Source organism: Aquimarina aggregata (assembly GCF_001632745.1).
Lineage (GTDB): Bacteria > Bacteroidota > Bacteroidia > Flavobacteriales > Flavobacteriaceae > Aquimarina > Aquimarina aggregata.
Genome location: NZ_LQRT01000013.1, coordinates 138,999 through 162,795, shown reverse-complemented (window position 1 = coordinate 162,795; position 23,797 = coordinate 138,999). Strand labels below are relative to the sequence as shown.

The 23,797-nt window shown below is 31.1% G+C and carries 21 protein-coding genes; 5 read left to right on the top strand and 16 right to left on the bottom strand.

Annotation, left to right across the window (positions count from 1 at the left end):
* The first annotated feature begins 33 nt into the window (after nt 1-33).
* Nucleotides 34-1,704, top strand: a complete 1,671-nt coding sequence (locus tag AWE51_RS12005) for an amidase family protein (RefSeq protein ID WP_066313813.1) — start codon at nt 34-36, stop codon at nt 1,702-1,704.
* A gap of 593 nt (nt 1,705-2,297) precedes the next feature.
* Here AWE51_RS12005 and AWE51_RS12000 read toward each other — a convergent pair.
* Entirely contained in the window at nt 2,298-2,987 is a 690-nt protein-coding gene (locus AWE51_RS12000) for a hypothetical protein (RefSeq protein ID WP_066313812.1), read from the bottom strand.
* A gap of 111 nt (nt 2,988-3,098) precedes the next feature.
* Here AWE51_RS12000 and AWE51_RS11995 point away from each other — a divergent pair, with 111 nt between their 5' ends.
* From AWE51_RS11995 to rimO, 4 genes are all read left to right on the top strand, one after another.
* Nucleotides 3,099-3,617 (top strand): RNA polymerase sigma factor, encoded by a 519-nt coding sequence (locus AWE51_RS11995; RefSeq protein WP_066313811.1) that lies wholly within the window; start codon nt 3,099-3,101, stop codon nt 3,615-3,617.
* A 53-nt stretch (nt 3,618-3,670) separates the two neighbouring features.
* Complete coding sequence (locus AWE51_RS11990; protein WP_066313810.1) at nt 3,671-4,591, top strand: FecR family protein; 921 nt, start codon at nt 3,671-3,673, stop codon at nt 4,589-4,591.
* On the top strand, nt 4,554-7,100 hold the full coding sequence (locus AWE51_RS11985; protein ID WP_157766087.1) for a TonB-dependent receptor: 2,547 nt from the start codon (nt 4,554-4,556) through the stop codon (nt 7,098-7,100). Before AWE51_RS11990 ends, AWE51_RS11985 begins: the two co-directional genes overlap by 38 nt.
* Nucleotides 7,101-7,227: 127 nt before the next feature.
* Nucleotides 7,228-8,529: a 30S ribosomal protein S12 methylthiotransferase RimO gene (gene rimO / locus AWE51_RS11980; protein ID WP_066313809.1), complete on the top strand. Its 1,302-nt coding sequence runs from the start codon at nt 7,228-7,230 to the stop codon at nt 8,527-8,529.
* A 27-nt stretch (nt 8,530-8,556) separates the two neighbouring features.
* Here the strand turns inward: rimO and AWE51_RS11975 are convergent, their stop codons facing one another.
* The 15 genes from AWE51_RS11975 to lspA form a co-directional block, all read right to left on the bottom strand.
* Nucleotides 8,557-8,982, bottom strand: coding sequence for a response regulator (locus AWE51_RS11975; RefSeq protein WP_066314619.1), 426 nt, complete (start codon nt 8,980-8,982; stop codon nt 8,557-8,559).
* A gap of 5 nt (nt 8,983-8,987) precedes the next feature.
* Nucleotides 8,988-10,097, bottom strand: coding sequence for a sensor histidine kinase (locus AWE51_RS11970; protein ID WP_066313808.1), 1,110 nt, complete (start codon nt 10,095-10,097; stop codon nt 8,988-8,990).
* A 541-nt stretch (nt 10,098-10,638) separates the two neighbouring features.
* Nucleotides 10,639-10,794 carry a hypothetical protein gene (locus tag AWE51_RS26480; RefSeq protein WP_157766086.1) on the bottom strand — a complete coding sequence of 52 codons (156 nt, stop codon included), beginning with the start codon at nt 10,792-10,794 and terminating at the stop codon, nt 10,639-10,641.
* 121 nt (nt 10,795-10,915) lie between these two features.
* Nucleotides 10,916-11,080: a hypothetical protein gene (locus AWE51_RS26475; protein ID WP_157766085.1), complete on the bottom strand. Its 165-nt coding sequence runs from the start codon at nt 11,078-11,080 to the stop codon at nt 10,916-10,918.
* Between the two features lie 544 nt (nt 11,081-11,624).
* A complete protein-coding gene (locus tag AWE51_RS11965; protein WP_066313805.1) occupies nt 11,625-12,080 on the bottom strand; it encodes a tRNA (cytidine(34)-2'-O)-methyltransferase in 456 nt (151 codons plus the stop codon).
* A 22-nt stretch (nt 12,081-12,102) separates the two neighbouring features.
* Entirely contained in the window at nt 12,103-12,831 is a 729-nt protein-coding gene (locus AWE51_RS11960; RefSeq protein ID WP_066313803.1) for a carbon-nitrogen hydrolase family protein, read from the bottom strand.
* Between the two features lie 155 nt (nt 12,832-12,986).
* Nucleotides 12,987-14,105 carry a glycoside hydrolase family protein gene (locus AWE51_RS11955; protein ID WP_157766084.1) on the bottom strand — a complete coding sequence of 373 codons (1,119 nt, stop codon included), beginning with the start codon at nt 14,103-14,105 and terminating at the stop codon, nt 12,987-12,989.
* Nucleotides 14,106-14,129: 24 nt separating this feature from the next.
* Entirely contained in the window at nt 14,130-16,067 is a 1,938-nt protein-coding gene (locus AWE51_RS11950; protein ID WP_066313799.1) for an FAD-dependent oxidoreductase, read from the bottom strand.
* Between the two features lie 190 nt (nt 16,068-16,257).
* On the bottom strand, nt 16,258-16,821 hold the full coding sequence (locus AWE51_RS11945; RefSeq protein WP_066313798.1) for a hypothetical protein: 564 nt from the start codon (nt 16,819-16,821) through the stop codon (nt 16,258-16,260).
* Between the two features lie 195 nt (nt 16,822-17,016).
* The gene (locus AWE51_RS11940) at nt 17,017-18,861 is read right to left on the bottom strand and encodes a PLP-dependent aminotransferase family protein (RefSeq protein ID WP_066313797.1); all 1,845 of its coding nucleotides are present in this window, start codon (nt 18,859-18,861) and stop codon (nt 17,017-17,019) included.
* Nucleotides 18,862-19,017: 156 nt separating this feature from the next.
* Nucleotides 19,018-20,577 carry an alpha-L-fucosidase gene (locus tag AWE51_RS11935; RefSeq protein WP_066314616.1) on the bottom strand — a complete coding sequence of 520 codons (1,560 nt, stop codon included), beginning with the start codon at nt 20,575-20,577 and terminating at the stop codon, nt 19,018-19,020.
* A gap of 218 nt (nt 20,578-20,795) precedes the next feature.
* Entirely contained in the window at nt 20,796-21,365 is a 570-nt protein-coding gene (locus AWE51_RS11930; protein WP_066313796.1) for an RDD family protein, read from the bottom strand.
* Nucleotides 21,366-21,399: 34 nt separating this feature from the next.
* Nucleotides 21,400-21,828, bottom strand: coding sequence for a hypothetical protein (locus tag AWE51_RS11925; RefSeq protein WP_066313794.1), 429 nt, complete (start codon nt 21,826-21,828; stop codon nt 21,400-21,402).
* 330 nt (nt 21,829-22,158) lie between these two features.
* A complete protein-coding gene (locus AWE51_RS11920; protein ID WP_066313793.1) occupies nt 22,159-23,106 on the bottom strand; it encodes an SMP-30/gluconolactonase/LRE family protein in 948 nt (315 codons plus the stop codon).
* Nucleotides 23,107-23,165: 59 nt separating this feature from the next.
* Nucleotides 23,166-23,684, bottom strand: coding sequence for a signal peptidase II (gene lspA / locus AWE51_RS11915; protein ID WP_066313792.1), 519 nt, complete (start codon nt 23,682-23,684; stop codon nt 23,166-23,168).
* Nucleotides 23,685-23,797: the final 113 nt, after the last annotated feature.

Sequence of the window (23,797 nt, the reverse complement as noted above, 5' to 3'; positions counted from 1 at the left end):
ATATAATTTATAAATAATAAATCAGAACACCTCATGAAAAATATAAGCCTTTTTCTTCTTACAATTTTTGTTTTAATTTCCTGTAAACAACAACAAAAAGAAGTCGTAAAAGACAAGTTAGAACCTAAGGTGGTTTGGCAACCTTATGACGAAACAGCTGATCTAGCAGCTACACAAGAGTTAAAGCAAACACGAATGCATTTAAAACTTGTGAATTCAAAAGTTGTAGATAAAAATGATATTTGGAGTACATTGGCATCAGAATTAGAAAACTTTTCTGAGGAAAAGTATAATGAATTGAAAGAGGTTGTTCTTGAAAAAGATATTCCTACCCTTCAAAAGACTATAAAAGAAGGTAAGATTACCTATGAAGAGCTTACAAAGTTCTATGTCTATCGTATTAGAAAGTATGAAAGTGATAATAAGTTATCGTTAAATTCTGTAATATCATTAAACCCTGAAGTCTTTAATGAAGCAAGGATTTTGGATAAAACAGACAAATCTACAATCGATGTAAATTCTGTTTTTGGAATGCCGATATTACTTAAAGATAACATTAATACTAAAGGTATGCCAACAACTGCTGGCGCAATTGCTTTTCAAAATAATCATACTAATAACGCCTTTATTACAAAAAAATTAGTCGAAAAAAATGCATTGATTTTAGGTAAAGCTAATTTAAGTGAGTGGGCTTATTTTTTATGTTCAGGTTGCCCAGTGGGGTATAGTGCTATTGGAGGTCAGACTATGAACCCTTATGGAAGAATGATTTTTGAATCTGGAGGGTCAAGTTCAGGAAGTGGTGTTACTGTAGCAGCTAACTTTTGTGTAGCTGCCATAGGAACAGAAACAAGTGGTTCTATTTTATCTCCAGCAAGTCAAAATTCTGTGGTAGGACTTAAGCCAACAATAGGAGTTTTAAGCAGAACAGGAATTGTGCCTATTTCTAGTACTCTAGATACTCCAGGTCCAATGACAAAAAATGTTATTGATAATGCTATTCTTCTTAAAGCCGTCGTAGGAAAAGATAATGATGATGCAGCCTCGATTGAACTCAAAGATAATTTTGTAGATTCAATAAAGGGGGTATCTTTAAAAAACAGAAGATTTGGTGTCATAAAAGAACTCTTAGAGGATTCACTTTATCAAATTGCTGTCAACAAAATTAAAGATGCCGGTGCCAGTGTTTATGAAATAGAACCAAAACAAACCCCTTTGCCTGGCTTTTTAAGTATTCTTAATATTGACATGAAAAATGACCTACCTGATTATATCAGTACTCAAGGAGGAAATAATGTAAACATCAAAAATATTGAAGATGCTGTAGCTTTTAATAATCAAGATACAGTTAGAAGAATTCCTTATGGTCAACAGTTGTTTGAGGGTATTCTTGTTGATAGTACAACAAGTGATGAATTAAAAGTGATTAAAGAAAACTTGAAAAAAGTGGCTCGTAATTATTTTGATATACATATTGATGCACATAAGTTAGATGCTATTCTATCGATTAATAACTATCATGCTGGATATGCAGCTGTGGCAAAATACCCGGCGCTTACCGTTCCAATGGGATATACGTTAAAAGGACAGCCCAAAGGGTTAACGTTAATTGCAAAACCTTTTTCAGAAACAAAACTATTACAGTTAGGGTATGCTTATGAACAAGTATCGAAAGAACGAAAGACTCCAGTTAATTACAGATAATAAAAAACTATTTTAAATAAGAAAACCTCCAATATATATTGGAGGTTTTTTTGCTATTTAGTTATTTGGTTAAATAGTTAGTCTTGTTTTGAAACAAGAAGATGCTGTAGGTCAAAAATTCAGATTTACAATCAAATACGCCATAAAAATGCAATAAACTACTAGAAAAGTTCCACTTATTAGTAGCTTGTACTTGGACATTCGTTTTAATAATTTTGACATGGGATTTCGGTGTTTGTTGAGTTTAGTATTGTTAAGCCTTAATGTATTTGTGTTTAAGTTTTGTGTGTTATACATTAAGTGAAATCTTTTTCTGAAATTATAATCAGACTCAAGTAGTGGTGTTTTTGAGCGATCAAAATAACAGCAAAAGAGCAATGGTTATAACGCTATTTAAAAAAAATAAATACGTTTCTAGGTCTGCAGAGTATTTTTTGATACTGCTTATTAGAATTTGTTTGAAAGGTCTTTTGTTTTTTTAAAGCATTGAAACAAAATTATAGTATTAATTGATAAAATCCCTATAATTTTAAGATAAATTAGCATAATATGACAATTATTTAGGTTAAAAGATTTGGTATTCTCTGTTTTTACTAGTTAGAAACATTATCACATCTATTTCTTAACACATCATCAAAAGTATTTTCTAACTCTCCGATACTACTAACTCTTAAAACAGCACCATCAGAAATATTAACTGTAATAGGAAAATCTATAGTAATCAGATCATCTCTTTTTAGATCATCAATGAATTGGTAAAGGTCAAGGTCTTTTTCGAAATTTATAGTTCGTATTAATTCTACTTGTGAATCAAAACCTGAGGCAGAAAAAGGATATTCAAAGTCTATACATGCTATATTTTCATCAGTGTCATTACAAGTATTTACCAATTGTACAAATTGCGTATTATCATTAACTAATACCTCAGAAAAATCACCATAGACAAGAGTTATAGGAAAACTATAAGTAACTGGGTTAGAAGGGTTGTAAGAGGCTTCAAAAGTTCTTAGTTCTACTATAGAAGCTAGTGTTGTTTGTACCCCTGTAACAGTTATGGTGTATGGGAATTTTACTGTAAAACAACTGGATTTGTCAAGACTGTCATCTAATGCACCATCATTAGTAGCTGCTCGCAATATAAAATTAGTAATTCTAGAATCAGGTTGAAGAAACCCATTATCTACTATCTGAGGTAATTCATCAGATTCACTCCTACAAGAAGAGAAAAGCCCTAATGTAATTGTGATAAATAAAAATAGAATTATACTGATTTTCGTATTCATAAAAATGTAATCTTTTTGTACTCAGATTATACTAATAAAACAACTAACTTTTAAAAACTCCTTTTTTATTTTTGTTTTTTTCTAAATTTAGACCCAAGAAACTCCATACCAATGCCAAAAGACCTACACGATAATGTTTGTAAAGAGGAGGTATTCTCTAAAATTTACACAAAATACGCAAAAGATTTGTATAACTATCTATATTATAAATACGGAGAGTCATTAGGCCCTAATGATAAAATGCAAGATGCTTTTATTAAATTATTAGATAATTGTAAAAAAGTAACACCTTCTAAAGCAAAAGGTTTTCTTTTTAGTGTTGCAAAAAATATGATGCTTAATGAGATAAAACATCAGAAGGTTGTGCTGCGCCATAGAGAAAATAAACCTAAAGAGTATACAAATGAGTCTCCTGAGTTCGTAATAGAGGAAAAAGAGTTTTTAAAAAATTATCAGGTCGCTTTGAGTAGATTAACCGAAGACCAAAGAGTCGCCTTTTTATTGAATAAAGTTGAGGGGAAAAAACATGCAGAAATAGCTGAAATGTTGGGAGTTACAAAAAAAGCTGTTGAAAATAGAATTTATGCTGCATATAAAAAATTGAAAAGCGAATTAGAAGGTTTTAAATAATTTTAGGGGAAAAACTAAAACTTAGTTGTTTTATAAATAGTAAGGAATAAAAGATGGATAAAGAAAATCTTATAAAAAAATGGTTGAGCGATGAACTAACCACAGAAGAGTGGGAAGCCTTTAGAAGATTAGATGATTATAAGAGTCATGTTAAAATTCTTGAAGGAGCTCAAAATTTTAAAGCTTCAGAAGTGTCTGAAGTGGCTAGTTTAGATGATTTGTATGCAAAGTTAGATAAGCAACAAATCTCTTCGTTCAAAGAGAAAGACTCTAATACATGGTACAAACCATTGTTGAGAATTGCCGCAATACTTGTGTTATTGTTGGGTATTGGATCCTTTTTCTTTATGGATAACGGCACAAGAAATTTTGAAACTTTGATCAGTGAAAAAACTTCTGTTGCATTACCAGATGCGTCTACAGTAATGTTAAATTCAAAATCAAAAATAGCATTTAACGAAGACAAGTGGGGTGATAAAAGAGAGGTTGTACTAGATGGTGAAGCTTTTTTTAAGGTGGCAAAAGGATCAAAATTTGATGTTGTTGCAGGTACGGGAATCGTAAGTGTCAAAGGAACACAATTTAATGTTAAAAATCGTAAAGGATATTTTGAAGTTAAGTGTTTTGAAGGACTTGTAAATGTTCAATACAATGGGCAGAATAAGGATTTGCCCGCAGGTAGCACCTTAAAAATTGTAAACGGAACTATGACTTCTGATATGACTTCAGATATATTTCCTAATTGGTTGAACAATATAAGTAGTTTTAAGAGCGTTCCGCTTTATGAAGTAATAAATGAATTTGAAAGACAATATGATGTTGTTTTTTCATTAGAAAATATAGATACTTCACGTATATTTACTGGAGGATTTGTGCATACAAATTTAGAAGATGCCTTAAAATCCATAACGTTACCTTTAGATTTTACTTACAACATTGATTCAGATAACCATATTAGACTATATAAGAAGTAACAATAATAGCCCTAAAAAGAATATCTTAGGGTTATTTTTTGTGTTTTTTGTATTGTTGTCAAATGGTCAGACTTCAAAAAAAAATAAAATCTTATTAACTGATGTAATTGCTGATTTAGAAAATCGATTTCAGTACACATTTACTTTTGCAGATGATACAGTAAAAGACATTTTTGTACCATCATTTAAGAAAAAGAGCTCTTTTGATAAAACATTAGAATTTCTAAAGCAAGAAACAGAACTTACCTATACAAAACTTGCTAATAATTTTATTTCAATAAATAAAAAAGACATTTCCTATATCATTTGTGGAAAGCTAAAAGATAAAGAAACAGGTTTAGCTTTAGCAGATGCTACAATACAAGGAAAAAAATCTTCGGGCATAAGTAAAAGAAATGGAGATTTTGAAATAACTGCATATTCTAAAGGAGAAACAATTATTATAGGTCATCTGGGTTACAAAACCGTTTACAGACTATCTAGCTCGTTTAAAAGTGATAAATGTGCAGAAATTCTTCTAGAACCTAAAACAGAAGAACTCACCGAGGTTGTACTAAGTAATTATATCACTAAAGGAATAAAAAAGACCACTGACGGAAGTTTTCAAATAGATTTTAATGATTTTGGAACCTTACCGGGACTTATTGAAAGTGATGTGTTACAAACCGTTCAGGCACTACCAGGTATTCAAAGCACAGATGAAACAGTTTCTAATATTAATATTAGAGGCGGTACTCATGATCAAAATTTAATTCTTTGGGATGGTATAAAAATGTATCAGTCTGGTCATTTTTTTGGACTTATATCAGCCTTTAACCCTACATTAACTAGAAAAGCTACTTTATATAAAAACGGTACCAGTGCCGAGTATACAGATGGAGTGTCTGGAACTATTATAATGAATACCGATAAGGAAATCAATGATAAATTTGAAGTAAGCGCGGGTATCAATATGATTAATGCAGATGCATTTACAGATATTCCGTTAGGAAAAAAATCATCAATGCAGCTGGCAGGTAGGAAATCTATAAGCGATGTTGCAGAAACACCAACATATAGAGAATATTTTAAAAGAATTTCTCAGGACAATGAGCTTAGTGCACAAGAAGATATTGTTTTTGATTTTTATGATATTGGTATGCGCTGGAACTATAATATCTCGGATAAAGATGATTTAAGAGTCAACTTCTTAGTGATTAATAACGAATTGGTTTTTACAGAAAACATTGATGCTACTACTACTCAAGAGTCAAGACAGAGTAGTTTGATGCAGAATAGTTATGCGGGTGGGATTTGGTATAAAAGACAATGGAATGATGTTTTTGAATCTGTACTTCAGATTTATGAGACCGATTATGAGCTTAAAGCTATTAATGCAAACTTTGGAGATGGTCAACGTTTTGTCCAAGAAAATAAAGTTTCAGAAACAGGAGCAAAGCTAAGCACGTTTTATGACATTAATAAAGGAATGAAATGGCTTAATGGATATCAATTTATTGAAACCGGGGTAGCTACTTCAAATGATATTGGAGATCCGACTTTTAATAGAAAAGAAAACAGAGTAATTAGAACTCATGGACTTTTTTCTCAATTATACTACAGACCTCAAACGATTGCGAAGACCACTAAGATTAATTTGGGAATACGATATAGTTTTAATGAAAAGTTTAACTCACACATCATAGAGCCTAGATTAAATTTTAATCAACAATTTTTAAAATATTTTAATCTTGAGATATTGGGAGAGTTCAAACACCAGAATATTTCTCAGTTAATCGATGAACAAAACGATTTTTTAGGCATTGAAAAAAGAAGATGGATACTATCTGAAGAAAATAAAGAAATACCAATTATTAAAAGTAAACAAGCATCGTTAGGATTGCACTATAACAGAAAAGGTTTTTTAATTAGTATTGAAGGGTATTATAAAACAGTAGACGGAATAACAGCAAAAGGACAGCGGTTTAGAAACGATTTTGAATTTGAAGATGCAGTTGGTGAGTATACGGTAAATGGCGTTGATGTTTTAGTAAATAAAAGATTTAGAAAAATTAATACATGGGCGAGTTATTCGTACGCAAAGAATGATTATGTTTTTAAAGACTTTCAAGAGGATGCTTTTCCTAATAATTTAGATGCTAGACATTCTCTATCATTTGGGACATCTTATATTTTAAAAGATTTAAAATTATCTTCTGGATTAAATTGGAGTTCTGGGTTGCCTACAACTAGACCTGTACAAGGAAATGAGAGATTTGGGAACCGAATTAATTTTGAAGATGTTAATAGTAGTAGATTAGATGACTATTTTAGATTAGATATCTCTGCAACATATGATTTTAGATTTGGTAAAAAGGTTTTTGCTCATGCAGGAGTATCTGTCTGGAATATTACCAATAACCAAAATGTAATCAATAATTACTACAGAATTTCAGAAAATTCTCTGGAAGAAATTCAAGAAGAGTCATTAGGGTTAACACCAAATGCTACTTTTAGAGTTTCTTTTTAAAAAAGTATTTCCTATAAATATAGCTTGAGTTTAGAGAGAGTTCTTTTTTTAATGCTTATAGTAATTAAATTTATAGGCTAAACTATACTTATTCATTGTATCTTTGCACACCTTTTATTCAAAAGATATGAGAACAAAGACTTTAAAGAAAAATAAAATCAACGTTGTTACATTAGGCTGTAGTAAGAATGTCTACGATAGCGAAGTGTTAATGGGGCAATTGAAGGCGAACAACAAAGAAGTTGTTCATGAGGAAGAAGGAAACATTGTGGTTATTAATACTTGTGGTTTTATTGCTAATGCTAAGGAGGAGTCTGTAAATACTATTCTTGAGTATGTGCAAAAAAAAGATGAAGGTACTGTTGATAAAGTATTTGTTACCGGTTGTTTATCAGAACGCTACAAGCCGGATTTACAAGAAGAAATCCCTGATGTAGATCAATATTTTGGTACAACAGAACTTCCCGGGTTATTAAAGGCTTTAGGAGCAGATTATAAACATGAATTGATAGGAGAGCGTCTTACTACTACTCCAAAAAATTATGCTTATCTTAAAATTGCAGAAGGTTGTGATCGTCCTTGTTCATTTTGCGCGATACCTTTAATGAGAGGAAAGCATAAATCCACGCCAATAGAAGAGCTCGTTATTGAAGCAGAAAAATTAGCTGCAGATGGAGTAAAAGAATTAGTGTTAATAGCTCAAGATCTTACATATTATGGTTTAGACTTGTATAAAGAGCGAAAATTAGCAGATTTATTAAGATCTCTTGTAAAAGTAGAGGGTATAGAATGGATAAGACTTCATTATGCATTTCCAACAGGGTTTCCTATGGATGTATTAGCAGTTATGAAACAAGAACCAAAAATATGTAACTATATTGATATCCCACTTCAGCATATATCAGATCCTATATTAAAATCAATGCGTCGTGGAACCACAAAAGCCAAAACCACTAAATTATTAAAAGAATTTAGAGAGGCTGTACCAGAAATGGCAATTCGTACTACCCTAATTGTAGGATACCCAGGAGAAACGCAAGAAGATTTTGAAACCTTAAGGTCTTGGGTTACAGAAATGCGTTTTGAGCGTCTAGGGTGTTTTACATATTCTCATGAGGAGAATACCCATGCTTTTAATCTTGAAGATAATGTTCCTGAAGATGTGAAAATGGAACGAGCAAATGAGATCATGGAAATTCAATCTCAGATTTCTTGGGAATTAAACCAACAAAAAATAGGTAAGGAATTTAAGATAATTATAGATCGTAAAGAAGGTAATTATTTTATAGGTCGTACCGAGTTTGATTCACCCGATGTAGATAATGAAGTATTAATAGATGCTACTAAACATTACCTCAAGACAGGGGATTATACCACAGTAAAAATTTATGAGGCAGAAGATTTTGATCTATATGGAGAACCTATATAGGTTAAGGTTTATTTTGCTTTTTGATAATTAAACCGGAAAATAAGTATCAATAGTATCTTCTAATTTTTTTACGGTTAAGGGTTTTTTTAGGTAGATATTAATTTCAGGTGTTGTATTGGCAATGTGTTCATCATCAGGGTTTACACTGGTAGTTAACATAGCAATTATAATTTTTTCCTTTTGCATACAGGGCAGTTTTTTGTATTCGTCAATAAAATCCCACCCACTCATACCGGGCATGTTGATATCCAAAAAAATAATCCCTGGCCTGGGAAACTCACTACTAGAGCCTTGATCCATTTCCTTTAAATAGTTTAAAGCTTCGGTGCCATTATAATTAACTTTAATCGTAACATCTATATCAGCACGCTTAATAACTTTCTTATTAATAAAGTTTGTAATCTTATCATCATCGACCAATATGATGCAATCTAAACCTGTTATCTTTTTCATGATAGTCATATTTTGATGTTAATGGTAAAATAAAAAGAGCTACCTCGTCCAGGTACCGATTCTACCCAGATATCTCCATCATGGATTTCAACAATTTTTTTACAATGTGATAAGCCTATTCCTGTTCCAGAATATTCTTCTTTAGAGTTTAATTGTTGAAAGATAGTAAAGATCTTATTTATGAATTTCATGTTCATCCCAATGCCATTATCTTTTATACTAAAGAACCAAGTATCTAATTGTTTTTGCGCTGAAATTTCGATAATGGTTGGCACATGTTTTTTTCTAAATTTAATAGCATTGCTAATAAGGTTTTCAAACAATACTTTTAATTCAGTTCTATAACCATAGATGATCGGTAAATCCCCAATTTTAAATTCGATTTGAAAATCTTTGATAATAGTAGAAAAATCATCTATAACTTCTCGAATTAAGGTATTACAGTTTATTTGTTTTAATTCAAGATGTCGTCCTAAACGTCCATAATCTAAAAGAGCAGAAATAAGATTTTTCATGCGACTAGTAGATTCATGTAGAAAAGTAAAAGAATTTTTAATTTCTTCATTTAGATGATCTCGATACTCATCGGTTATCATCGTTGTCAAACTAGAAATAGATTTTAATGGTTCTTGTAGATCGTGAGAAGCAATATAATTAAATTGTTCAAGTTCCTTATTTTTGTTTTTTAGTTTTTTAATATGTTTTTCTAAAGTATTTTCCGTTTTTTTTCTTTCACTAATATCTATTAAAGAGATAAGAATCATTTTTCCATCAGAAGTATCGATAGTATTTGATTTTATTTCTAAAGGAATCTTATTTTTATTTTTTCGTATCCCAAAAATTTCGACGTTTCTATCAGTAATTTTAACTTCAGGGTCTTTAAATATAAAATCTAAGTACTGATAATGCTGCCAATTAAACCATTTTGGGATAACGGTTTCAATATTTCGCCCAATAATTTCATCCTTTTGATATTGTAATAAGTGTTCTGTATAAGTATTTATATATACAATTTTTCCTTCTTGATTAATTAAAATCAATGGATTAGGAATACTATCAATCATTGTTCGAAATGTGAATCCTTCGTGTTTATGTAGGGGGTCAATAACATTCATGAAAAGTTAGTTTTAAGTTTAAATTAGAGACTGACTAAAAACTATTTTGACAATGAAAATATAAGCGGGTGTTTATCGAAGATAATAAAAATTTAATTCACTTTTATACGGGATTCCATAACCTTTTTTAAGAAAAATTACAATTGTAATAAAAACGGAAAATTCCCCGAATTTTTAACTAGTTCTTTTTGCAAAAAACTAACTAACATTATTAAGATTTAGGAACTAAGTTTATCTTATCTGTGAAAAATAAAGGAACCCTTTAGAGGTCTAATTGTGCCGTTGGGAAATTTGTATAAGCGATATGCTAAAGGGTGACAATAATAACAATGTTTTACTTGAAGTCGTAAAAAATGCTTGTAACATAAAGATACTTCATTTTGGTATTTTTCGCAGTATCAATAAGTACTACAAAAAAAAGAAGCCTTTATAAGGCTTCTTTAATTTATTTCAATAGGTCTTTTATTATTTTGAGGCTAATTCAAATGAAAAAAACTATTAGGTTTGGGGTATTATAACTTAAATATTTTCTATGTCTTATTTATTGACCGTCAACTTCGTCTAGTTCATCTATTGTAACATCAGGATCTACATCAGGATTGTTTTCTTGAGGAAAAGGAGCAGCATCATTTAATGATTCTGTTTCACAAGAAAAAAGACTAACGGCGATAACGAGTAGGATTAAAAAATTTTTCATAATAATAAAGTTTTGTGTTTTGTTTATTTAAATGTATCTTTTATTGTTCTGAGGCGAATTAAAATCAAAAAACTATTAGATTTGGGGGGATAACTAAAATGTTTTTTTTATGTCTTAGTGACTAACCTTTTATTTCGTCAACTTCATCTAATTCATCAACAGTATCATTTGGTTCTGTATCAACAGGGTTGTTTTCTTGAGGAAAAGGAGCAGCATCATTTAATGATTCTGTTTCACAAGAAAAAAGACTAACAGCGATAACAAGTAAGATTAAAAAGTTTTTCATAATAGTAAAGTTTTGCGTTTTTGTTTTTTAAATCGGTGGCAAATGTATTCAAAAAATCAATCCAAAATCATAAAGTTTTTCTAACAAAATTGATGATGAACTGGTTCAAGAAAAAAATAAGATTATTGGGTTTGCAATAGAAACAAGAGAGGTGTTCTTAATTATGTAATAAACCGAAGATCAGAGATGGCTTTTATGTAATTTTTAAGCTGTTTTATTAAGAAATTGGTAAACTTAATTTTGTTGTAAAACTGTTAATTATTAACAATTTGGTAATATAAAAACGTTTATATCTGGTATTTTTATTGTTTTCTTATGTAAAACATTATTTTATTAAGAATAGTGTATTTTTTAATAAAGAGATTTCGTGTCTTGCTAAGAATTAAAGTGATACAAGAGTAATCTGATAATTTTATTGACAAATTATAGAGATAATTGGTAGTTTTTTACTCTAATTTTAAAAACATACAGGGGCTATTTAAGGACGAAAAATGCAAAAAAAGTCAAATGTTACGAATGTTGACTCTATAATTATTCTTGTAGGTTACTTACGTAAAGCTTTTAATCCATCATACACTATAATACTAACAGCATTTGCTAGGTTTAAACTTCGAATATGCTCATTGTAAATTGGAATTTTATAAGTTCTATGTAAATTATTCGCAATAATATTTTCAGAAAGCCCTTTTGATTCTTTCCCAAATACGAAAAACATATCATCTTCATAATCTATAGACCAATATGATTTTTCACTATGACTAGAGAAAAAAGCTATTTTTTTGTCCTTATGTATTTCAAAGAATTCTTCTTTACTCTCGTATATGGTTATAGAAAGATGTTTCCAATAATCTAGCCCGGCTCTTTTGACCCTTTTGTCACTGAGTTCAAATCCAAATGGTTTTACTAAATGCAAATTGGATCCTGAAGCTAAACTTAACCGACCTATATTTCCCGTATTGTTAGGGATTTCAGGTTCGATAAGAACTATGTTATATGCCATGAATTTTATTGTCTTTGTATACTTAAATTTGGGTACGAATTACTTCTTCTGTTTGTGTGTCAAAAATAAGAATTCCTTGATTTATGTTATCTAATTGTGCTATAAGTTTTCCTTTAGAATTCCAAATAGAAGAAGTTCCTGTGCTCTCAAAAGTATCACAAAGTCCAATGCCATTACACATTAAAATAGGTGTCGAATGTTGTTGAGCTAGTTTAGCATAATGTTTTAATGCATGATCAACCCCTTTTTTTGATTTTGCAACAGATGTTAAATAGTATTTGGCTCCTAGTTTAATAGATTTTTTAAAATGAACTAGTTGTAAACTTTCATAACAGATAGCCAAGGCTACCTTTATGTCATTTATAGTAATAATATTACAATCTTGACCTGTAACAAAATAGGGGAGTTCATCATCATGCAAATATTGCTTGTGATAGATTTGTTTTGGTAGATTAGGCCGAAATATAATCATACTGATATGAATACCATATTCTGATTTTGTAGGTAAACCTACACCGACAGTAATTGTATTGCGGTTACTAAGTTCTTGAAAAGGCTCAAGTCTAATGTCTTCTTTTGCGATAGCTAATTCTTTAGCAAGTTTGGGCTCATATCCTGTTAATGATAACTCTGGAAAAAAAATAGCATCTGCCTGTAACGAAATACATGAATTGATTAACTTTTTATGATTAGTAATATTGGCAGCGATATCGCCTTTAATAGATTTTGTCTGTACCGTTGCTATTTTCATTAAACCTTAATTTGCATTTTTGAATTATCGTAAAGGTATAATTTTAGAGTGTTACATTTTTTATTTCTGATTTAGAAATGTTTGTAATATAGGTGTTGAATAAAATCTAAACCTTTTGCTTTTGGATATTTTTCACCAATCAAAAAGAACTCATACTATTCTAAAATGGGGATTTGTACATTAAACGAGTGTATAACATTTTGAGAATCTTTTATATCAGCTGCACAAAGTAGAGCAATTGGTTTTCCATTTTCTATATAAAGCTGGGGTCGTTCTAAATGATCTACAGTTTGTGTATATCCATTGGCCCAATCAATTTTTAATTCGGAAACCAATGGAGTATCTGATAGTTTCCAATCAAATCCATCTTCGGATTCAAATAATACTAATGAACGGCCAACATTGGTAAAAGCCCCATGCATGTCTTTAACAATGGCTCGGTATTTACCTTTTTGATACCAAATAAAAGGATCTTCAGCCGGAAAATCATAATCTTTTGTTTGAAATACAGGTTGATCATATTTTTTAAATGGGCCGGTAGGATTTTCTGAAGTAGCTATACAATGTACTACAGGTCCACCCCAAATTCCAGGTTTTTGTTTTCCAACAGCTTTGTACACCATAAGATAACCACCTTCTGGACGCTTAGTAACGGATGGATTGCTAACCATTAATGCGTCTAAGGCGTTTTCATGCGTACCAGTATTAATAAGAGGAGTATCAAACCTTTTCCAAGGACCATTAGGACTATCAGAAACAGCAACACCAATTCGTTGATTATTGCGATGGCTTGGATTTAATACTAATTTACCCGGAAAAGTGGTCGTTTTGCCATCTCCAGTATTTCCCATATAGTAGAGATAATATTTTCCATCAAACTTGTGTATATTAGGGTTATGCGTACACAATCCATCCCAATAATTACTACCTCTACTTGAAAGTGCTACATCCCTGAACGTAAAGGGACCAAATGGAGTATTAGAAACTGCATGAGCGATTTCAGAATCAGTTACCCAGGCCCATCCTAATTCTTTTTTCCAACGTGAATAAAACATGTGGTACAATCCGTCATTTCCTTTTACCATAGAACCACCCCAGATACTCCAAGTATCATTTTCAAATTTTGATTTAAGAGTTGGTTTTCCTAAATCTAATTTAAAATAATTAACGGATGCATCACTTTTCTTAACATTGCTTTCTTCTGAAACCGAACTGTTATTTTTGCAAGAGTTTGATAGGAAAAGAATCAAAACAAATAGAGGATAATATTTCATTATATATTACGAATTATTTGAAATTTAAATGCGCTTGGACCCTGGTTGTTTCATCATTTCTTTTAATTTATCCAAATGGTCTTTATACACACCTTTAGGAGTAGTATTATATTTCGAACAAATAGCTGCGGCTTTACCTACTATTTCACCCATCATTCCACAGGTTTTCATTACTCTTACAGGACCTAATCCTTCTCTACTAACACTAATATTTCGACCAGCCATAAACAAATTTGTAATGTTCTGACTATAAAGTGCGCGATAAGGGGCCCAATATGGGCCTTCATAATCATATCCTTTTCCTGTGGTAGCAAAAGAAATAAATTCTTCGCCTTTTAAATCTTTATCAAAAGATTCATGGGGGCTATGAACATCTATACCCCAAGAGCAAGGAAAGGCACCATCGGGAAACTTAACCTTATCTCTAAAATGATTAGCGGTTAATTTTATGTCTCCCATAAGTCTTCTGGATTCTCTTTTTCCTGAAATAAAGGCTGACCATCCTAATCGATGATTAGGGTATAATTTATCTATATTTTTTAAAGCATCCCATGCACCATACATGGCTCGAAAGTTTAGATCTCGAATTTTTTCTACGTCAGTTATAGGGTCTTTATCAAAACCACTTTCCCAGAACCATCCTCCAAGATTACCTAACGGATCTTCTGATCCCCATTGCCCTTTGTAATTGGCCCTTCCTGGAAATGGTTTATCACTTAAATCTATGGCCCAAGGACATCTCGGAAATGGTTGTGCTGTATCTCCAATCTCACATGATAGCGTGAGTGCTGCTTTATCTTTACATTCACATTTTAAAACATCTTCCTCATTTGCCGCATCCATTACATTCCACATATTAGAAAACCCCATGAATCCCGAACTGGATATTTCATATTTTGCTCCCCCCAGAAAACCAACAGTTGCATCACCTGTGCAGTCCGCAAAGAATTTACCTTTAATTTCAGTTTGCACCGCAGTTCTGGTATTTTGAGAAACTACAGCATTAATTTTGCTGTTCTCTTGTGTAACTTGAATTACTCTTTCTTCTAGGAATAATGTAATACGAGGTTCCTGTTTGATAACTTTTATTTTGCGCTCATCATCATACACATTGCCTAATCTGGCATTACGTGTTCCATATTTTCCATGATCTACAAAGTCGGGTGCAATTTCGTCAACAATTTCTCCTATATGCACGTAGGGTTTCTGTCGAGTATGGCCTTCTGGCCAAACTCTTACCTCCGAACTTCCGTTCCCACCTAATACGGGACGATCCTGAATAAGTGCCACAGATAACCCATTTCTTGCTGCAGAAATTGCGGCACAAGTTCCAGCAAATCCACCACCTGTAACCACTAGATCAAAATTTCCACCATCTAAAGGTTTTTCTGGTAATCCTAATAACTCTCTCCTAAATTTGGTAAGAGCTGCAATATCATTTACCGGTTCAAAATCTAAATCTTTACAAAATAAGATGGCTTCACATCTTCCTTCAAAACCTGTTAGATCATGTAGTGCTACTTTTGTTTTTTGGGATACTTCTACAAGCCCACCATCGTGCCAATGCCAATCGGCTCCTTTGGTTCCAAAAGTTTCTTCTAATGGTTTGTCATTAATAAGTAATTGAAACTTTCCTGGAGTACCTGGTACTTTCCATGGAGCTACCCAATCTCTAGTACGTACCCATACTCGATATTTTCCTTTTTTAGGAAATGTTAGCATTGTAGAAGCATCCTCGACAGGAATGCCTAATCCATGAGCTAATAAATAAGGAGAACCCATTTGATCCATCGATTGCTGATCTAATTCCCATCCCCCGTGATTGGCAAATTGTTCTGCTTCGGCAAAGACGAAATCGCCCGACATGTCATCAAGAATTTTACTCTTAGCTAATAGTTCTATTGGTGCCAATAGTAATAATGTAGCCTTTCCAACGGTATTAATAAACTGTCTCCTTTTCATAATAAATTAGTTACCTAAAAATAAATAATTCTTTAAAGCGCAGGAGATAATTCACTATAACAAAAGATTAAAAACCTATAACAGAAAAATAAATTACAAAGTAAAATATGATGATAAAAAATATCCCCTTTATTCCAATAGGAGTAAAGAGGATACTATGTATGATTATGTTGAAAAGAATTCTTATATATTAATTATGAGATAGCATATTGGCATAAGAATCTTTTGCAGTACCTGTTGTAACTATAATTGAAGCGTCACCATCAGTATTAGTTTTTAGTGTTGCTATATCGGTTAAAAATCGGACCGTTGCAAGATCATGTTTGTCTTTAGTTCCTGGATTAAATTCAAGGTCATCTGTCCAGTACGTCATAAAAAAGTCAATGATTAGATCTTTATTACCTTCAAAAACGACTTTGGTACTTATTAGTTTACCAGTTGGTAATTTTTCAAAGTATACTTTATAAGATATTTTTCTCTTTTTTAGAGTACTGGGAGCATTGGTTTGGTGAACCCATTGCTGGCAATTTGTTCCGCATGATGAATATTGCGCTTCCCAATTCGTTTTAGCTTGAATAAAAGGTTGGACCATCTTTGTTATGCCATAGGCGTAATCTGTCTTGTCTCCTGTTGTATTAGTAAGTAGCCATTGTTTCTCGTGCGAAGCAGCAGCTGTAATATCCTCTTGCGAGTAATTCGTCTGTGCAAAAATAGTAAGAGGAAGTAAAAGTAAAAATAGTAGAAATTTTTCCATAAGTTGTTGGTTTGTATAAGGTTATACAACAATTTACGAATTTTTTCTGACATTTTAGTACTAGTAGGGTCTAATTTTTTGTTAACATAATGATATGCAAAATCCTATATATGTATTGTAGAGCACTAAAAGATTTGCTTTTTTTAATTTGATCCGGACTTACCTTTTAAAAGACTATCGTTTATACTTTTGAGATTATATACTTTTAACAAAACTCGAAAACACCTTTTTGTGAAGTTCAAAATCCAAATTAGCCGAAAGTGCTACGCGTACAATATAATCTTTGTCATCCTCTTTAGTTGTACCTTGAGTTGAGGTTGCAGGTATTGTCCAATAACACCCTTTTAACTGCCCGTAGCTTACACAAAATTTACTTTCATTTGGAATTTCACTAATCATTAAGTTGATTAATTTGAGATTAAGTGCTCGTTTGTATGTTTCTTTTTCTTCGTCAGTATTACCTTTTGTTGGAAGGTCTAATGAAAATACTGATGGGGTGAATCCTTTATTAGCCAACTCTTCTGAAACAAAATTGATTTTTGCTTCTGGTAATATATCGTTGATATAGTTTACAAATTCACGTGTATTCTTATAAGCATCATGTATTCTTTGATTCATTGAAGGTAACTGTTTGGTGAGTATTTCCATTTGAAGATTTGTAGCCTCATTGTCACAAAGTCTTAAATGTAGCTCTATTTTTTTCATCAAAGCCTCAGATTTATTATTCGCGACACAGTAACCAGCGGTACATTTACCGCCACTTGGAAATTTAGATCCACTTACATATGCAATGGTTCTAACAGAAGAGAGTATTTCATCTTTGCCAAGAAAATGAACATTAGGGCAAAATGTTTGATCCAATATAAAAACTGGATCAATTGCGGTTTCATTATTCTTAGTCTTACGTTCTTTACTTAAAACGTCTTTTAACTTTATAAGATCTGGGACTTCAACTCTTGGGTTTGTTGGAATTTCAGCAATGATATAGGGAATTGCATCTTCATCGGCAATTTTATTTAAAACTAGATCAATGCTTTGTACCATATCTTTACCGCCGTCAACGGGTAAATCCATTACTTCAATAGTATCACTGCAAGCTGCTACACGTCTTGCTTGGTCGTTTGTTCCTCCATAACAATTTGGGGGAACGATAATTTTTATGGCTTTTCCTTTATGATTTTCGAGTGCATGATGAACCAGCCCCATTACAATAGCATACTGCATAGAGAGTCCACTAGATCCAACTAATGGTTCTACAGTGGTATCAGTAATGTGTTTTATTGAATTTAAGACAAGTGTTTTATTAGTTTCAATAGCATTATTTGGACTATCGATAGTAGTTTTTTCTAAAAGGTAATTTAGTGCAACCAAAGTATTAGCCGGTGTCATTGCAATAGTTTCTCTTCTTCTTACATGTTGAATTTCTGAGATATAACTTTTGTTTTGCTCACCATTTACTAATATTAGACTACCTAGGTCAGGATGAATGTTTATAAAAAAGTCAACATTTGAAATGAGATCAAAATTGCAAATATCATCTCTTTGTGAAATAAAAATTGTACTGTCATCGAGTTCAGGAATCTCTTGAATACTATTTATTTTCTTTACATCAAATTTATAACCGTATATGTGCTGTATTACATCTGGATCAAAAAAATCAGGTAATTCATCGATATAAAAGATCTGAGTGTTTTTATTGATTAATAAGTTCTTTCTAAGAACAGCTAAAACAGGAATTGTTTTTGAAGAAAAACTGATTATATTTTCTGCTTTTGAATTGTTTAATTTTGCAACAACCCATTCCAGAACGCAAGATAATGGGTGACCTAATCGAATGTAATCGTATGCAGTAGGTAGTTCATTTAATGCTGAAGATTGAGAATTATTTGTGTCAAATAAAATTTCAAACTGTTCTAAAAACTGACTTTTGGCCAATTCCTCATCATAAATATCTAATCGATGTGTTGTTAGATTTAACCAATCCTTAGGCATATTTTCTATTACATCTTTAATGTAAGTCAGCACGGTATTACTTTGCATATTTTTTACCTTTAAATAGGGCGGTAATATACATTAATTAGATTTTTGTTTAAAGTGTTTCAGAAGTTTTTATTTGGTCATAGTAAGGCTTATTGTATACTACTTCTGTCTTCCTAAATATAGCAAATATCGTCTCCTGCTAATTTGTGTAACGTATTATTTGTTAATCAATGGCTTAGCTTGTATCGGTTGAAGGAATTCTAATTTAAAGACTGTTGCAATTTCATCCATTTCTGTTGTTTCAGGAGTTTTTACGATAAGTTTATCATCATTAACAGACCAATCTAGTGTGCTTTTACTACCAATTATAGAAACACGTTTAATAGGTTGATTTTTTGAAATATCTATCACATGGTTAATTTCTAAATTTGTCTTCGCTTCGGGCATTCCTAATGTAAAAATGTATATAGTTTTTTTATCTTTTGAGGTTGTAAATCGAACATCATCTTTAGTATATTTAATAGTAGCGGATTGTCCACCATGCACGTTATCTTTGACAGCAACAACACCATAACCATATGTAGTATGTGTTCTTGTTTCGTATACCGCTTCTTTATGTTTGTTCATCCATTTGCCAATAGACTTTAAAACTTCTTGTTGTTCATTAGGGATGGTTCCGTTTGCACGTGGAGATAGGTTTAATAATACTACTCCTTTTTTACTCCATACATCTATCATGTTGCGGATAAGTATATCTGGTTTTTTACACTTTAACTTATTGGTATAACTCCAACCCCATTTAGTAATAGTAATATCTGTTAACCAATATTGTTTTGACATACCTTTTTTACCTCCTTGCTCAATGTCTAATAGGCCAACGTTATCTGGTAAATCTTGTTGCTTGTAAAATACGATAGGTTTTTGTCCTCGGTTTACACCAGTATTAAAATGATGAGCTACCATTTTTTTGCGATAATTTTCAGGAATTAAATGCAACCAAGAATCAAACCAGATCATATCTGGTGCATAATTTTCGACTACTTCGTTTACCTGATTGAGCCAATAATCATTAAATTCTTGTTCTGAAATATTACCATACAAGTATTTTAATTCGGCATCTTTGGTAGAAGTAATTAAATTAGGGTGATAAGGATAATAGCTATCATTTGACATCATTGGCTTATCGCATTTATCTGCCCATTGACTGGTGTCATTTGCATGACGTGCTAAATTTCTAGCATGATGAAATGTAGCAATAGTTTTGATTTTACGTTTTTTAAGCTCTTGAAATAGCTCACCAGTGATGTCTTTTTTAGGTCCTTTATCCATAACATTAAATGGATTTACATCACTATCCCACATAGCAAAACCATCATGATGTTGGGCTACTGGTCCCGCAAACTTAGCTCCGGATAACTCAAACAATTCTGCCCATACCGCTGCATTGAATTTCTCTGCTTTAAACATAGGAATAAAATCATGATAATTGAATTTCTCTACACCACCATAAGTTTCATTATGATGTTTACGAACTGGACCTCCCCATCCTTTTTCAGGTAGTTTTTCAAAATACATCCATCGGGGATACTTTTCATCATAGTACTCGGGTACCGTAAAAAGACCCCAGTGAAAGTAGATTCCAAACTTTGAATCTTTGAACCACTCAGGTTCTGTATCATGTTTAGCTAAAGATTCCCAAGTAGGTTCAAAGATTGTTTTTTTGCTATTAACATTCTTAGAGTTACAAGTAATAAGAACGAAGGTTCCTATAATCATTGAAGCAATTTTAGAAGCTAACTTTAACTTATTTATTATAAATATCATTTTATGCTTACCTAAAAATTAGTGTTTTGTGTGTTATTATTTTTTAGAAGAGATATACGCTGGTTATGACTCAGAGTTAAAGATAATTAATGCAGGTTAATTTCTTACGAGAAACTTCTGTAACAATTAAGAATACGTATTTATGGAGTCATTAAACTGTCATAGTATATTTACAATTTGCCATTTTTGAATAGTAAATATAAACTAGAAATAAATATGAGACTTAAAGTGATTACTAAAATAATGTCAAAAGTATTTAACTCAGGTTGTGTTCCTATTATGTAAATTGAAAACCCAACTAAAGAAAAATTAAATAAAATTGTAATAGGTCTTTTGAAGTCAATTTTTTTTAATGTTTTATCCTTTATAACAAAAGTGCCAGATAAGTTATCATGAATAGCTCTTTCATGATCGCTAACACCAGAAAAAATGCTTACAAATCGACTTGAGTTTCTTATTATTAGTTGAGTAATGGTTGGTTTTTTGTTGTTCATACGTACAACTTTGGTTTGTGTTTGATATTTTCCCGGTGTTCTGCCTAATAAAAGCTCAAAACAGAAATAATAGAGAAACCTAAGAATTGTGTATACGAAAAAAGCAAAAACTAAATTTTGAAAGGTTAGAAAGGAAACTATTAATCCCAATACACTAGATAAAATAAAATCAATAATAAAGTTTTCGGCACGTTCTTCTTCAATAGCTAATTTTAGGTTTTTATATTTTTCGTTTGTAATTTTCATTAAGTTCGAATAAACATAGTTTATATAATATTGACTATATTTTTTTGTTCACTTTTGATTTTAAAACCTTTAAAAAAGTCTTTCCTTGATTTAAAGGAGCAATTTCGATCATCATAATATCTCCGTTTTTGCTAGTTACTTCGATAATATCTCCGATAAAGGGCTCGGTTCTGTTTTGTATGTCAATAATATCATTAATATCAATAGATGTTGTTTGTGTGTTCTTGTTGTGATAAATTAATCTAGAATTGGTTAATAAAACAGATTCTGTACCTACAAGGGAAATAGTATAATCGTAATAAGCTGATATTTTTTCACCTTCTTCTAATAATTGGTTCTTGTTAATGTACTCCAAAGCATATTTTTCCATGTTGTTTCTTGTTCTTACCCCTCCTTCTTTTAAATTACAGGAAGAAAAAAGATATGGAAATACTACAATTATTAAAATAAATTTAATTTTCATTTTTTAAGTTTAAGTATTATTCATGTTATACATACATGTCACAATACCAGAATATGTTACTTTATTTTTTGATTTTTCTGATATGAATTGAAAATCTTCTTCTAAAAGCACCGAACTTCAGTAAAAATACAATAACCTGATTACTATAATACTATATTGCATAGGATCTAGCTGCATTTGAATATGAGGGTTCGATGTTTCATTTAATTAAAAGTTATAGCCAGTTACATTATACAAGATGGATACTTTGTTTTATGATAAATATGAGAATTGAAATTAATAAGACTTTTGATTAAACCTTTTTTTGTTTATGGATTGGGCTCTATTATATTATTCTACTTTGACTTTCATGATTTTATAAGGTTCTAACTTTTTTAAATCCAAAATCATATTCGTATCCTCATCAAAATTATCTATTTGCGTATTGGTCACAAAATAAATGTTTTTATCAAAAATGTCGAAAGTAGTTGGGATTTTAAAACTCTCTGTAAATTCGACTATTTTTTCATTTTCCAGAATTTCGGTTCGAGCTTTGTTGAGTTTAAATTTGAATAATCCATTTTGCGTTCTGTCACGCTTAGCATTTACTATGCCGTATAAATTATTATTATAATATTTTAAACCGTCTATGCCCGAATAATCTTTTCTGGGTTTGTTTATTATTTTTTTTGATACTGTTTCAATAATTCGAATTCCTTTACTTGATGCTAAGTATAACAATTCATCATCATTAGATATAGTAATTCCATTAGAGTTAGAAACTTCTTCAGCATCCAAATAAACCTCAATGTTCTTGCTGGGTCTTTGTACGGTATAGATTTTATTATTTTCTGAGTCTGTTATAAAAATCTTATTGGTTGAACTAACAGCTAAGTCATTTAAGTAGTGAAAAGTTGAATCATTAATTGAGTAGGAATCAATTAGGTCACCAGAAGAAAGTTGTAAAAGTAAAAGAATTGATTTGTTTTTATTTTGTGTAAGACTGTTACCAAGAGCATATAAAGTATCTCCTTTAATTGTCATTCCAAAACCAGCTAAATAATTATGTTCGTTAGATTCGAGAAAGGTTGTAGGGGAACTACCATCGAGTGAGCTACTTACTATTTTATTATTTTTTAAACTGTTTAAATATAACTTTTTTGTACTACTATTGATCGCAATACCTTCAGGCATTAAATCTTTTTCGAAATTCAACTGAATCAACTCTGGTTTTTCACTCATACAAGAGACAATTCCAAGTAAAACTAAACAAACAAAAAATAATTTGACATTTGACATCTCCCTTATTTTTAATACTCCGCTATGTAAAATAATCATTTACAATTTCAGACACAAAATTAAAATCTTGTTAGGTTATATCGTTTTTTATTTATTTCTGATAGTATTGAATTTAATAGAATAAAAAGAGTTCCAATTACAACAGATACATCTGCCATATTAAAAATTCCAGTATGTAGAGAACCATACTCTACATACATAAAATCTGTTACAGAATTAAATAGAATTCTATCGTATATATTTCCAATTCCGCCCCCAATTATGAAAGAGAATCCAATTAGATTAAATTTCGAAATCTTCTTTTCTTTAATAATATAGATAAACATAAAAATAAGTACTAATAGTGGTAATACTTGCAAAAGAATAATCTTAGCATTAGGAGTTAAATTTTCTCCTAAACTTAATGCAGCACCTGTATTTTCTACTTTTGTAAGAATGAAATTATCACCTATAATTTTAATGGTTTCATTTTTTGATATTTCTTGTCTAACTTTTTCTTTAGTAATTTGATCACAGCTTATATTACTAAGTATAATAATTAAAGAGAATAGAATTTTAATAGGTTTTTTAAATTTCATGATCTTGTTTTTGCTCGCGACGATCTTTTAGATAAGTAAGAAAGTAATTTTCGACTATTTTTTAATTAGTAGTCTGTTTTTCAAGTTCGTTACATGTTTTTTTATATGATGAT